Below are 12,996 nucleotides of genomic sequence, written 5' to 3' on the forward strand. Positions count from 1 at the left end.
GCATCGCCCCCGACATCGCCTCGGTCGTCACCACCCGCCTGACCGACCCCGGCGCGATTCGCCGCGCCGCGCTGGCCCGACCCAGGTTCGAGCGCGCCGGCTTCGCCCGTCCGCTGTTCATCCTCGCCGCCGACCACGCCGCGCGCGGCGCGATCGCCGCCGGCGGCGACCCCACCGCGATGGGCGACCGGCACGAACTGCTCGCGCGCTGCGTCGAGGCGCTGGCCCGCCCCGGGGTGGACGGCTTCCTGGGCACCCCGGACATCGTCGAGGACCTGATCCTGCTCGGCGCGCTCGACGGCAAGCTGGTGCTGGGCTCGATGAACCGCGGCGGCATCCCCGGCGCGAGCTTCGAACTCGACGACCGGTTCGGCTCCTACGACGCGCGCGGCATCGCCGAGGGCGGCCTGGACGGCGGCAAGATCCTGCTGCGCGTGGACCCGGCCGACGCCGGCACGGCCGAGACGCTGATCGGCACCGCGAACGCGGTCAACGAGCTTGCCGAACGCGAACTCCTGGCGCTGATCGAGCCGTTCATGTCGGTCCGGGAGAACGGCAAGGTCCGCAACATCCTCACCCCCGACGCGCAGATGAAGGTCAACAACATCTCCGCCGCACTGGGGCGCACCTCGGCGTACACCTGGCTCAAGGTGCCCGTCGTCGACGAGATGGAGCGCATGATGGCCTCGACCACCATGCCCACGCTGCTCCTGGGCGGCGAGGGCGGCGGCGACGTCGACGCGATGTACGCCTCCTGGCAGCACGCGCTGGAGATTCCGCACGTGCGCGGCCTGATCATCGGGCGCACGATGCTCTTCCCGCACGACGGCGACGTGGCCGGTGCGGTCGACACCGCCGTGTCCCTGGTGCGCGGGGCCACGCGGTGAGCAGCCCCCTGCACCTGCCCGACGGGAGTACCGCCGCGGACGGCTTCCGAGTGGCGATCACCCCCGAGTCGGCCGGCTGGGCCTACAGCTCACTGCGCGTGCTGGAGTTGGCCCCGGGCGAGACCCGCCGGTTCGAGACCGGCGACGCGGAGACCATCGTGCTGCCCCTGGCCGGGTCCTGCGTGGTCACGGTCGACGGGACGAGCTACGAACTCGCGGGCCGCGAGCACGTGTTCGCGCGGGTGACCGACTTCGTCTACGCCCCGCGCGAGGCGCGGGTGAGCGTGACCTCCGAGCGTGGTGGCCGGTTCGCGCTGCCGGCGGCGCGCTGCGACCGGCGCCTGGCACCGGCGTACGTGCCGGCCACCGACGTCGCGGTGGAGGTGCGCGGCGCCGGCGCGGCCTCGCGGCAGGTCAACAACTTCGCCGCGCCGGACGGCTTCGGCTGCGACCGCCTGGTCGCGGTCGAGGTGCTCACGCCGGGCGGCAACTGGTCCTCGTACCCCCCGCACAAGCACGACGAGGCACGCCCGGGGGAGGCGGTGCTGGAGGAGATCTACTACTTCGAACTCGGCTCCTCCGGCGGCCCCGGACGCCCCTTCGGCTACCAGCGCGTCTACGACGGGCGGGAGGTGGACGTGCTCGCGGAGGTGCGTCAGGGCGACGTGGTCCTGGTGCCGCGCGGCTACCACGGCCCGTCGATGGCGCCGCCCGGATACCCGATGTACTACCTGAACGTGCTCGCGGGCCCGCATCCGCAGCGCACGATGGCCTGTTGCGACGACCCCGAACACCACTGGGTCCGGCAGTCGTGGGAGAGCGTCGAACGCGACCCCCGGGTGCCGATGTGCGATGCGGAGGGACCGCGATGAACACCGTGCGGATGACCACGGGACAGGCGCTGGTGCGTTTCCTCTCCCGCCAGTACAGCGAACGCGACGGAGTCGAACACCGGCTGATCGAGGGCTGCTTCGGGATCTTCGGGCACGGCAACGTGGCCGGGATCGGGCAGGCGCTCCTGGAGCGCCCCGGTGACCTGACCTACCATCAGGCCCGCAACGAGCAGGCGATGGTGCACGCGGCCGTGGCCTACGCCCGTACCAGGCGCCGGCTGTCGACGCTGGCGTGCACGGCGTCGGTGGGACCCGGGGCGACCAACATGGTCACCGGCGCCGCGCTGGCCACGATCAACCGGCTGCCGGTGTTGCTGCTGCCGGGCGACACCTTCGCCACCCGCGCGGCCTCGCCGGTCCTGCAGGAGCTGGAACTGCCGTACGCCGCCGACATCAGCGTCAACGACGCCTTTCGGCCGGTCTCCCGCTTCTTCGACCGCGTCCAGCGCCCGGAACAACTCGCGCACGCCGTGACGCAGGCCATGCGGGTGCTCACCGACCAGGCCGAGACGGGCGCGGTCACCCTCGCGTTGCCGCAGGACGTGCAGGCCGAGGCGTGGGACTTCCCCGAGGAGTTGTTCGCCAAGCGGGTGTGGCACGTCCGCCGCCCGGTGCCCGACCCGGACTCGCTGGCCGCGGCGGTCGCGGTGCTGCGGAGCGCGCGCCGGCCGCTGATCGTGGCCGGCGGCGGCGTGGTGCACGCCGACGCGACCGCCGCGCTGGCCGCCTTCGCCGCGGCCACCGGCATTCCGGTCGCGGTGACCCAGGCGGGCAAGGCGGCCCTGCCGCACGAACACCCGGCCGCCGTCGGCGGGATCGGCCACACGGGATCGGTCGCCGCGAACGCGCTGGCACACGACGCGGACGTGGTGCTGGGCATCGGTACCAGGTGGCAGGACTTCACCACCGCGTCCCGGACCCTGTTCGCCGAGCCCGACGTGCGCTTCGTCAACCTCAACATCGCCGCGTTCGACGCGGCCAAGCACGCCGGCATCGCGCTGGTCGCGGACGCGCGGGCGGGCCTGGAGGCGTTGACGGCGGCGCTGGCCGGCTGGACCGCCCCGGCCGAACACCGCACCCGCGCGGCCGAGGCGGTGCGGCGCTGGGACGCCGAGGTCGACGCCGCGTTCACCCGCGCACACACCCCGCTGCCCGCCCAGAGCGAGATCATCGGCGCGGTCCGCGAGGCGATGGCGCCCCGGGACGTGGTGGTGTCCGCGGCCGGCTCCATCCCCGGCGACCTGCACAAACTGTGGCGCCCGGCCGATCCGTTGGGCTACCACGTCGAGTACGGGTTCTCCTGCATGGGCTACGAGATCGCCGGCGGCCTGGGCGTCAAGCTGGCCGCGCCCGACCGCGAGGTGTTCGTGCTGGTCGGGGACGGCTCCTACCTGATGATGGCGCAGGAGATCGTCACCGCCGTCGCCGAAGACGTCAAACTGGTGATCGTGCTCGTGCAAAATCACGGCTACGCGTCGATCGGGGCATTGTCCGAGACGGTGGGCGCCGAGCGATTCGGTACGCAATACCGGTTCCGGGACCGCGAGTCCGGCGGCTTCGACGGCCGGATCCTGCCGATCGACCTCGCCGCGAACGCGGCCAGCCTGGGCGCGGACGTACTCCGGGCGAACGGCCTCGCCGAATTCCGCGCCGCGCTCGCCACCGCCCGCGCGTCCTCGCGCACGACGGTCGTGCACGTGGACACCGACCCCCTGATCGGCTCCCCGTCGTCACAGGCATGGTGGGACGTACCCGTGGCCGAGGTCTCCACCACTCCCACGACCGGCGAGGCCCGCCGCGGCTACGACCGGGAAAAGACCAGCCAGCGCCCGCTGCTCCGCCCGGCCCTCCCCTGACCCCTCCCACACCGTCACCCCCGACCCGAGCGCGGCCGGGCACCCGCCGAGCCCCTGCCCGACGCCGGGCGGGGACTCGGACCGGCGGCGGCGTCCGGGTGTGCGTGCGGCGCCGTCGCGGTGGTGTGGGCTGCGGCGGACGGCGGACGATACGCGTCGATCGCCCTGTGGGCCGGTGCGATCCCCGACCCGCCGTGCTCCTGTGCGCCGGCCGGTCGGTGGAGTCGGTCGCGTCGGCGATGAAGGTCCGGGGATGGGGGTGTCAGTGGTGAACGGGGACGGGGGCGGGGGTGGCTGCGGGGACGGGTCCGGTGGCGGCTGCCTCGGGCTCCCGGGTGAGGGTGCGGCGTTCCAGGGCGGCGGACCAGAAGGCGAGGAGGAGGGCCGATGCGGCGAGGGCGGCGCCGACCCAGTTCGGGGCGGTGTAGCCGAATCCGGCCGAGATGACCATTCCGCCGAGCCAGGCGGCGAGCGCGTTGCCGAGGTTGAAGGCCCCGATGTTGACGGCGGAGGCCAGGGTGGGCGCGCCGTGGGCCTGGTCGAGAACACGCTTCTGGAGCGGCGGGACGGTGGCGAAGCCGAGCGCGCCGATCAGCAGGATGGTCACCGCGGCCAAGACCTTGTCGTGGGCGGTGACGGTGAACAGCGCCAGCACGACGGCGAGCCCGCCGAGGGTGACGTACAACATCGGCATCAGCCTGCGGTCCGCGAACCGGCCGCCGAGCAGGTTGCCCAGGAACATGCCGATGCCGAACAACACGAGCAGCCAGGTGACCGCGCCGTCCGAGTAGCCGGCCGTGTGGGTCATCATCGGGGCGATGTAGGTGATCGCGGCGAAGACTCCACCGAAGCCGAGGACGGTCATCGCCATCGCGAGCAGTACCTGCGGGTTGCGGAACGCGGTCAGTTCCCGGCGCAGGTGGGCGCCCTCGGGGCGGGGCATGGCGGGTACCAGCTTCGCGATGCCGAGCAGGCCGATCACACCGAGCGCGGCGACGCCGGCGAAGGTGACGCGCCAGCCGACGGCCTGGCCGATGAAGGTGCCCAGCGGCACGCCGACGATGTTGGCGACGGTCAGCCCGGTGAACATGGTGGCGATGGCGCCGGCCTTCCTGTCGGCGGCGACCAGGCCGGCGGCGACCACGGAGCCGATGCCGAAGAACGCGCCATGGGCGAGCGAGGCCACGATGCGCCCCGCGAGCATGACGCCGAAGGTGGGCGCGAGCGCGGACAGCAGGTTGCCGACGACGAACAGGCCCATCAGCGCCATGAGCATCGTCTTGCGCCCGATCCGGTTGCCGAGCACGGTCATCAGCGGTGCGCCGACGACGACGCCGATCGCGTAGCCGGTGACGAGCAGTCCGGCGGAGGGGATCGACACACCGTAGTCGTTCGCGATCTCGGGCAGCAGGCCCATGACCACGAACTCGGTGGTGCCGATCCCGAACGCCCCGATGGCCAGGGCGAGGAGCGCGAGAGGCATGACACGAAACCCTTCGTACGATTGCTGGTGCGCCTTGCAAGCCTCGACAATAGTTGCAGGCGCGCTATATATGCAAGTGCGGGCATCTCTCCCTTGCAGATGCTTGTGCAAGCTCTATATATGCGTCAGCCGGTATTTCAAAAAATGGAGTATCCTGGGCACCTGCCAGTCGCCCCGGAAGGAGACTCGGGCCCATGACCGCCACGGATCCCGCACTGACCGCCCTCGCCAACGGATGGGCCGCGCTCTACGTCCTGTACGGCAGGATCGACGCGCAGATCGAACGCGCACTGCAGGCCGGGCACGACCTGAGCGTGCGGGAGTACTCGCTGCTCGACGTGCTCGCCCGTCAACACGACGGGGAGGGCGGTCACCTACAGATGAAGCAGGTCGCCGACGCGGTCGTGCTCAGCCAGAGCGCCACCACCCGTCTGGTCACCCGGCTGGAGGATCGCGGCCTGTTGTCGCGCTACCTGTGCCCCACCGACCGCCGCGGCATCTACACCGACGTCAGCGACGCGGGCCTGAAACTCCTGGAGCAGGCCCGGCCGACCAACGACGCCGCCCTGCGCGAGGCCCTCGACGAAGCGGCCAAGAACCCCGCGTTGGCCCCACTGGTCGAAGCGGTCGAAGCGGTCAACCCCGCCGGCGGCGCATCGGCGGCCCCGCCCGGCCGGCGGTGACCATGCCCGGGCGGCGTCATCGGCCACGCCGCCCGGTGCCGCCGGCGCCGAGGACCCGGATGTCCGGTGCGCGAGCGTGGCGGCACTTCCGGGGTCGACCCGTGCCGACCGTCACGCGCGAGCCCTCCGGGTCGGCCGGACGTTATCACTTCACCGGGACGTCGATCCGAACGCACCAGGGCTCGGTGCAGCCCTCATGGTCTCTCTGGACCGAACCGGTTACCCATACGTTATAAACCGTGGGGAAGCCGCGTTCGTCACCGGAACCAGAGAACAGGAAACCTGTGAGACTCGCCCCCCTCGTGATCGCCGCGGCCACCCTCGCGCTCGTCTCCCCGACCGTCGCGCCGGGGCGTCCGCTCCGGATCGACAATCCAGCAGCGCGACTTCACCTCGGTCAACGACGGTTCGATGTCGTACGCCGAGATGGACCACGGCTACCAGATGGTCACCGACGACGGTCTGGCGAACCGTTTCGAGTCGCCGACCGCGCAGGCGCTCTTCGTCGAGGTCTACAAGGACCGCACCGAGATCGCGCGGGTGAACATGGCCGCGGACAAGCACGACATCTACACCGACGGCAAGTGGTCGGCGAGTTGGCAGCCGCCGTACGCCGGCGCGGGCACCCTGAGCGGTGACACCTGGACGGTGCGTCTCAAGGGCTCGACGAACCAGCAGATCAAGGACAACTTCACCTACACGAAGGCCGCGCGCAACACCGTGGCGCCGAAGTTCGGCACGCGTCAGCCGTTGTCCTCGGTGCGCGACGCCAAGGGTGGTACCGCGCTGCGGATCGCCCAGGCCACGGACGACCAAATGGTGCACCACTACAACGTCGACATCACCGACGCGTCGACGGGCAAGTCGCTCGTTGCGTCCAAGGTCTTCTCCGACTACTACTTCATGCCCCGTCCGAACACCCTCGACATCCCGGTGCCGGGCGCGGTCCGCAACGGCCGCTACGTTGCCCGAGTCGTGGCCGTGGACGCGTACGGCAACGCCTCGCCGGCCGCATCGCTCACCTTCGGCAAGTAGCGGGTAGGCGGACCCGGAGCGCCGGCCGACTTCCTCCCGGGGTCGGCCGGCCAATCGGGTGAACGCCGGTTCGGCGGGCGGAGGATCGAACAATCGGTGTCGTTTGGGTACCTATTGTCTGAATATGAGACATTGTGCGTTCAACCTCGCGGCGTCCGGTCTGAAGATCGACTGGACCCGGATGCCGACCTACAACACGATCATGTCCGTGGCGGCCGGCGCCGGACTGCTGCTCGTGGTCGCGCTGGGCCGGCAACTGCTTTCGCCCGGGCGCAGAATCGTTCCGGAGGCGTGGGCGTTGGCCTTCGGGGCACTGGCGTTCGTCCTGATCGCGACCGGTCTGCACATGACCCTCACCTGGCCGTTGGCCGGTCAGGGATTCCCGTTCGACAACATCGTCTTCGGCGAGCCCTCGCTCGGCTTCGGCGTGTTGCTCGGGTGCGCGTCGATCTATCTCTGGAAACGGGGAGCCGCCCTGGTCGAGGACCCGGACCGATTGACCCGCACGGCGGGACTGGCCTCACCCATCTCGGTCTTCGTGTTCGGCATGGGCCTGGCCTGCTTCGGGATCGCGGCGGCGGGTTGGAAGTACACGCTGTTCTCCGCGCCTCCCGAGGAACCGATCTCGGGTGAGTTCGCCGATCATCCGATGCTGGAGGCGAGCTTCATCTCCAGCCTGTACGTCCTGGTCGGCATCGGCGCGATCCTCTTCCCCCTCGCGCTGCTGCGCCCCAAAGGATGGCCGGTGCGCGTCGTCGGCGTGGTCTGGGCCCTGTCCGGACTGGCCTTCCTGTTCTTCGGCGGCATGAACTACTTCACCCATATCGGTCTGATCGTCAACACGATGTGAGGGCCTCGCACGCACCGGCCACCCGTGGGCGCGCAACGGGCCTCCCTCGGCGGGTGGTTGCGCCGGGACTCGGGGCGCCGTGCCCGTTCGGGGGAGCGGGCCGCCGGCGGTGTGTGGCCGCCGGCGGCCCGGTGGTTCGTGTGTCGGACCCGGTGTTCGGGTGCCGGTTGTCGTGGTGGTGTCGCCGGGTGCCTTTGCGGCGTCGGAGCGTCGGCGCGATCCGACACCCGCGGTGGGCTATTTGTTGGTGGTGAAGACGACGTCCACCCAGTAGTTGGTGTCGTTGCGGCTGCTGGTCGGGAAGCCGGCGGCGCCGGACTTGTACACGCCGTTACCGCCGACGGCGGCCGATGCGGGGGCGGTGATCGCGCCTCCGGCCGCGTCCGACAATCCGCCTTCGGTGGAGGAGTATCGGCCTGCGGGGGCGAAGTACGAGGCCACGTAGGTGTAGTTGGGGCTGATGTAGACCGGCTGGTCGAACGTCACCTGCTGCCAGCCCGATTCGGACTCGTTGGTGAACGTGGCGGTGGCCAGGGCAAGGCCGCCGCCGGTCCAGATGGTCCCGGTGTGCGGACCGGTGTTGCCGGGGCTCTTGTAGAACCGCAGGCCGGTGACGTAACCCTGGGTGTTGGCGCCGAATTTGACCCCGAGTTCGATGCTGGTGGTGTCGTTGTCGGCGAGCACCGCCGGGGTCGCGTTCGAGGGCCAGATGGTGCAGGACGGGTTGCAGACGGGGGGCGGACTGTCGGCCGTGGTGATGTACCAGCTCTTGGTCGGCATCAGGGTGCCGTCGAGGGATTTCACGCCGATCAGGTCGACGAAGTAGCCGTGGCCGGGCTCCAGGTGGTAGGTGAGATCGAAGGTGGTGGTGCGGGCGGCGGCGTTGTAGGTCGTGCTGCCGGGGCGGCCGCCGCTCTCGCCTTGCCAGACCTCCCAGCGGATGCTGGAGGGCTGCACCTCCCGGTCGAAGGTGGCGGTGAAGTTGGTGTCGACCGGCACGGAGGTCTCCCCCTGCGTCGGGGAGATCGCGATGACCACCGGCGCGGGACCTGGGGCGGTGGAGGTGTTGAACACCGGGTCCACCCAGTAGTTGGTGTCGTTCCAGGACGAGGTCGGGAATCCGGCGCCGTACAGGTACACCCCGTTGCCGCCGACGGTGTTGCTCGCGGGTGCGGTGAGCGGGCCCCGGACGTGTGCCGTGGCCAGGCCGCCCTGGTCGGCGTTGTACCTGCCGTTGGGCGCCTGGTACGAGGCCACGTAGGTGGTGCCGGCGGTGACCGGGACGGGCTGGGCGAAGTTCACCTGTTGCCAGCCGGATTCGGACTCGTTGGTGAACGTGGCGGTGGCCAGTCGATCGCCGGCGGCCGACCACAGGGTTCCGGTGTGCGTGCCGGTGTTGGTGGCGTCCTTCCAGAAACGCACGCCGGTGATGTAACCGGCCTGGTCCGCTTGGAACTTGACGCCCAGTTCGGTGGCGACATCGTCCGGATCGGGGCCGGAGGAGGGTTGTTCGGTCGATGCCCACAGGGTGCACGGGCAGGTGGCCGGGTCGTTGTCGACGCCGACGTCCGTGGAGTGGCCCTGGCTCGCGGCCGCCCGGGGTATCCCCGGTGCGGCGATGGTTAACGCGAGCAGTAACGCGAGAATCGTCGGAATTGTTGCCCTGTGCAGCCTTGGCCAAGGTATGTTCATGAGTGTCCCTCGGTTGAACATCACTTCCCGGGGGGGTTGTCCCGGGGCCGAGCTAGGGGAATTCTGGCGCACGCCCCGGCCCGTTGTCCGGGGTTTGTGGCCTCGTGAAGCGGGTCGAGGGGTTCCGCACGACGCTCCGGGAGACGTGCGACGGCGGGTTCGCGAACTCGCGCGGCGGCGGCGCGCCGGTCCCGGAATACGCTGGGGATCATGACGTCGGAATCCACCGCGATGAGCACGTTGTGTGATGCGGTCGCCCTGCGGCTCGAACACGAGGATCCCGATCTGACGGCCCGGATCCGCGCCGAGTTGCCCTCGTACGAACACCTGCCGGAACTCGAACACCGGCGCACGGTGCGCGACCTCATCCGCCGCCTGTTGTCGAGCATCGCGTCCGGGCAGGGGCCGGTGGCCGAACATCTCCAGTTCACGCGCCGCGCCGCCGTGCGGCGGACGCAGTTGGGCGTGTCCGCCTACGACGTGCTGAGTTCGTTCCACATCGTGCGTCGCGAGTTGTGGGCCGCCCTGCAATCCGCCCCGGAGGCGACCGACGACCTGCTGCTCGGTTTGGTCGAACCGATCGGCAGGTGGACGGAAGCCATGAGCGCGGCGGTCGTCGACGCCTTCGTCACGGAATCGCCGGGCACGGCCGTGCAGCACGCCGAGTTGCGCCGGCGGTTCCTGAGCGAGCTGGGCGATCGTTCCCTGGGGGAGCAGGTCGCCGAGAGCGCGCGTGCGCTGGCGTTCGACGTGGAGGGGCGATTCCAGGCGTTCTGCGCGACCCGCGCGTCGTGGCCCCCGCCCGAGGTGGAGAACCTGCAACGCGCGACCCGGCGACTGTCCGGTGTCGTGCAGTGCGGAGTCCGCGGCGACGTGATGATCGCCATCGCGCAGGACTGCGACCCGGTGCTCGTGCTCCGGACCGTGCACGGGATCGCCGGCGACCGGTCGGCCGTCGGGATCGGGCTGCCCCGGCAGGGGCTGGTCGGCGCATATCTGAGCATCGTCGACGCCGAGCGCGCGTTGCGGACGGCGGAGTTGTGGAACGAACCGGCGGTGCGTTTCGCGGATTCCTGGCTCGAGGCGACGCTGCTCGACAGTCGGTCCCGGCTGATGCCGATCCTCGCCGACGTCCAGCAGGTCCAGCGGGACCATCCCGATCTCGCCGCCGCCGTCCTGGCCTTCGCCGACTGCGGATTCTCCCTCTCCGACGCCGCCCGGCGGCTCAACGTGCACCCGAACACCATGGGCTACCGACTGAGCAGATGGCACGAACTCACCGGCGCCGATCCGCGCACGTTCGCCGGGCTGGCCCGGTCCGTGATCGGGTGCCGGTCGGCACCGCGGTAGCGACCGGCGGGGTCGAGGAGCGTCGGGGAACACCGCGTCCGGAGGCTTGTGTAAAGCACAGGAATCCGGCGCTCAAGCTCATGTTTTTCCCAAAGACATGATCGTTCGGTCGAACGTACCGTCGGTGGAAGCAAGCAGAGGCGCCCACCACCCACGACGACAACGACTCGACGAGGAGCCCCATGTCCGCCTCGGAGTACCTGAGCCTCGGTGACCCCACGTTTCGCGCCGATCCCTTCTCGGCCTACCGGCGGCTGCGCGACGACAACCCCGTCGCCCGGGTCGCACCCGATGGCACGAGAGTCGTCCTGACCCGGTACGCGGACGTCGAGCGGATCTTCAAGGATCCGTTGATGCGCGTGCAGCCGAAGGCCGGCGAGTTCCCGGCCGACATCGGCACCGGCGCCGGCGCCGTCTTCCACAAACTGTCGCTGCCGGAACTGGATCCACCGACGCACACACGGCTGCGCAAGCTCGCCTCGCCCGCGTTCGCGCCGCGGGCGCTGGCGCACATGCGCTCGTGGGTCGAGCGGATCATCACCGACAACGTCGAGGCGCTCGCCGCCGTCGACGGCGAAGTCGACTTCGTCGAGCACTTCGGCATGCGCGTGCCCGCGGAGATCGCCTGTCGACTGCTGCATGCCCCCGCCGCCGACGCGGGGACGGTGCTGCGGCGGATGCCCGCGCTCAACCGCCTGCTGACCCACGCCCCGATCACCGCGGACGAACTGGCCGAGGCGGACGAGGCCGCGCAGTTCTACTTCGACTACATCGGCGAGATCGTCGACTCGATGCGCGGAAGGCTCGGCCCCGAGGACCCGGTCGGCGCACTGATGCTCGCCGAGGAGGAAGGTGGGCGGCTCAGCCGGGACGAGCTGATCGTGACGCTCGTCGGGTTCTTCGTCGCCGGCTACCACACCACGATGACGGCGATGACCAGTGCCGTCCACGCGTTGTTGTCCCATCCCGACCAGATGCGACTGCTCGCCGCCGACCCGGACCTGGCACCGGCGGCATGGGAGGAGGTGCTGCGGTGGCAGTCGCCGGTGCACTTCATCACCCGCTACGCCGGTTACGAGTTCGACCTGCACGGCGAGACCGTCGCCGAGGGCACCCAACTGCTGCTCGGGATCGCCTCGGCCAATCGCGACGAACGCCGCTTCACCGATCCGGACACGTTCGACATCCGACGCGCCGGCAACCGACACCTGGCCTTCACCGCGGGCGGCCACTACTGCATCGGCGCCCCGCTGTCCCGGCTGGAGGGCGACATCCTGCTGCGGCTCCTGCCGCAACGTCTGCCCGCGATGACGCTCACCGACCCCAACCCGCCGTGGACCGACGACCTCGTGTTCCGTGCGATGACCGCGCTGATGGTCGCGCCGAAGGGGGTGTAGGGGATGACCGAGGGACGGTGGCCCGGTGGGCGGCGCGCCGCGGCCTGTGTCACGTTCGACCACCTCGGCGAGGCCGCCGAGCTGCAGACGCAGTCCTGGCCCGCCCACGTCCCGGTCGGCGGTCACCACAGTGTGTCCACCGAACTCCCGAACGTTCTGGAGATGCTGCGCGACCGGCCGGTGCGGTCGACGTTCTACGTCGAGGCGTGGAACATCGACACCTATCCGGACGCCGTGCTGTCCATCGTGGACGCCGGACACGACGTGGGGTGGCACGGCTGGTTGCACGAACCGTGGTCCCGGACCGACGAATCCGCCTTGCGCACGGCCCTGGACCGCAGCTTCGACCGGTACGACCGGCTGGGGATCCGGCCGGTCGCGGCTCGCCCTCCCGCGGGCCTGCTCGGCGACCACTCGCTGACGCTGCTGCGCGCTTACGGCTTCGAGTTCGCCTCGCTGGCCGGCGACGTCCACGGCGTCCAGGACGGGCTGGCACTGCTGCCCTACCCGTGGACGGGCGTCGACGGCGCCTACTACATCCCCGGCTTCACCCGGCTGCGCCAAGAGGAGCCGGGCGATCACCCGGTCGGACCGGACGTCCTGCTCCGCGCACACCGGCGACTGCTCGAGGAGACCATCGAGGCCGGGGGCTTCGTGTCGTACGTGTTCCACGTGTTCTGGCAGGACACCCCGGACAGGGTCGCCGCCATCGCCGACCTGATGGACCGACTCGACGCCGACGACCGTGTCTGGCACGCCCAGTCGGCCGACATCGCGCGATGGATGCGCGCGCACCCCGAACACTTCGCGGGGGCCACGCACGTCGACGCGCCTCCCGCGTGGTGACGCGTCCTCCCGCGTGGTGACGCG

11 protein-coding genes are annotated in these 12,996 nt (G+C 70.6%); 9 read left to right on the forward strand and 2 right to left on the reverse strand.

Annotation, left to right across the window (positions count from 1 at the left end; all coding sequences use genetic code 11):
* Positions 1-2 precede the first annotated feature (2 nt).
* Genes ACH4U8_RS13180 through iolD form a run of 3 tightly spaced genes read left to right on the forward strand, consistent with a single transcriptional unit; the run spans position 3 to position 3,636 of the window.
* Positions 3-887 (forward strand): deoxyribose-phosphate aldolase, encoded by an 885-nt coding sequence (locus tag ACH4U8_RS13180; protein ID WP_395778200.1) that lies wholly within the window; start codon positions 3-5, stop codon positions 885-887.
* Entirely contained in the window at positions 884-1,759 is an 876-nt protein-coding gene (gene iolB / locus ACH4U8_RS13185; protein WP_395777696.1) for a 5-deoxy-glucuronate isomerase, read from the forward strand. The genes ACH4U8_RS13180 and iolB overlap by 4 nt, the downstream gene beginning before the upstream one ends.
* Positions 1,756-3,636: a 3D-(3,5/4)-trihydroxycyclohexane-1,2-dione acylhydrolase (decyclizing) gene (gene iolD, locus ACH4U8_RS13190; protein WP_395777698.1), complete on the forward strand. Its 1,881-nt coding sequence runs from the start codon at positions 1,756-1,758 to the stop codon at positions 3,634-3,636. The genes iolB and iolD overlap by 4 nt, the downstream gene beginning before the upstream one ends.
* Before the next feature lie 262 nt (positions 3,637-3,898).
* Here the strand turns inward: iolD and ACH4U8_RS13195 are convergent, their stop codons facing one another.
* Positions 3,899-5,119, reverse strand: coding sequence for an MFS transporter (locus tag ACH4U8_RS13195; protein ID WP_395777700.1), 1,221 nt, complete (start codon positions 5,117-5,119; stop codon positions 3,899-3,901).
* A 194-nt stretch (positions 5,120-5,313) separates the two neighbouring features.
* Between ACH4U8_RS13195 and ACH4U8_RS13200 the strand changes: the two genes are divergently transcribed.
* The 3 genes from ACH4U8_RS13200 to ACH4U8_RS13210 all read left to right on the forward strand — a co-directional run bounded on the left by ACH4U8_RS13200 (position 5,314) and on the right by ACH4U8_RS13210 (position 7,687).
* Positions 5,314-5,802: a MarR family winged helix-turn-helix transcriptional regulator gene (locus tag ACH4U8_RS13200; RefSeq protein WP_395777702.1), complete on the forward strand. Its 489-nt coding sequence runs from the start codon at positions 5,314-5,316 to the stop codon at positions 5,800-5,802.
* Between the two features lie 411 nt (positions 5,803-6,213).
* The gene (locus ACH4U8_RS13205) at positions 6,214-6,837 is read left to right on the forward strand and encodes a hypothetical protein (RefSeq protein WP_395777704.1); all 624 of its coding nucleotides are present in this window, start codon (positions 6,214-6,216) and stop codon (positions 6,835-6,837) included.
* A 124-nt stretch (positions 6,838-6,961) separates the two neighbouring features.
* On the forward strand, positions 6,962-7,687 hold the full coding sequence (locus ACH4U8_RS13210; protein WP_395777705.1) for a DUF981 domain-containing protein: 726 nt from the start codon (positions 6,962-6,964) through the stop codon (positions 7,685-7,687).
* 237 nt (positions 7,688-7,924) lie between these two features.
* On the opposite strand, the gene ACH4U8_RS13215 is transcribed toward ACH4U8_RS13210, so the two are convergent.
* Positions 7,925-9,379, reverse strand: a complete 1,455-nt coding sequence (locus tag ACH4U8_RS13215) for a DUF4082 domain-containing protein (protein ID WP_395777707.1) — start codon at positions 9,377-9,379, stop codon at positions 7,925-7,927.
* A 210-nt stretch (positions 9,380-9,589) separates the two neighbouring features.
* On the opposite strand from ACH4U8_RS13215, the gene ACH4U8_RS13220 reads away from it, so the two are divergent.
* From ACH4U8_RS13220 to ACH4U8_RS13230, 3 genes are all read left to right on the forward strand, one after another.
* Positions 9,590-10,729 (forward strand): PucR family transcriptional regulator, encoded by a 1,140-nt coding sequence (locus ACH4U8_RS13220; protein WP_395777709.1) that lies wholly within the window; start codon positions 9,590-9,592, stop codon positions 10,727-10,729.
* 182 nt (positions 10,730-10,911) lie between these two features.
* Positions 10,912-12,126 (forward strand): cytochrome P450, encoded by a 1,215-nt coding sequence (locus tag ACH4U8_RS13225; RefSeq protein ID WP_395777711.1) that lies wholly within the window; start codon positions 10,912-10,914, stop codon positions 12,124-12,126.
* Between the two features lie 3 nt (positions 12,127-12,129).
* Positions 12,130-12,972: a polysaccharide deacetylase family protein gene (locus ACH4U8_RS13230; RefSeq protein ID WP_395777713.1), complete on the forward strand. Its 843-nt coding sequence runs from the start codon at positions 12,130-12,132 to the stop codon at positions 12,970-12,972.
* Positions 12,973-12,996: the final 24 nt, after the last annotated feature.

Source organism: Embleya sp. NPDC020886, assembly GCF_044333915.1.
In the GTDB taxonomy this organism is placed as follows: domain Bacteria; phylum Actinomycetota; class Actinomycetes; order Streptomycetales; family Streptomycetaceae; genus Embleya.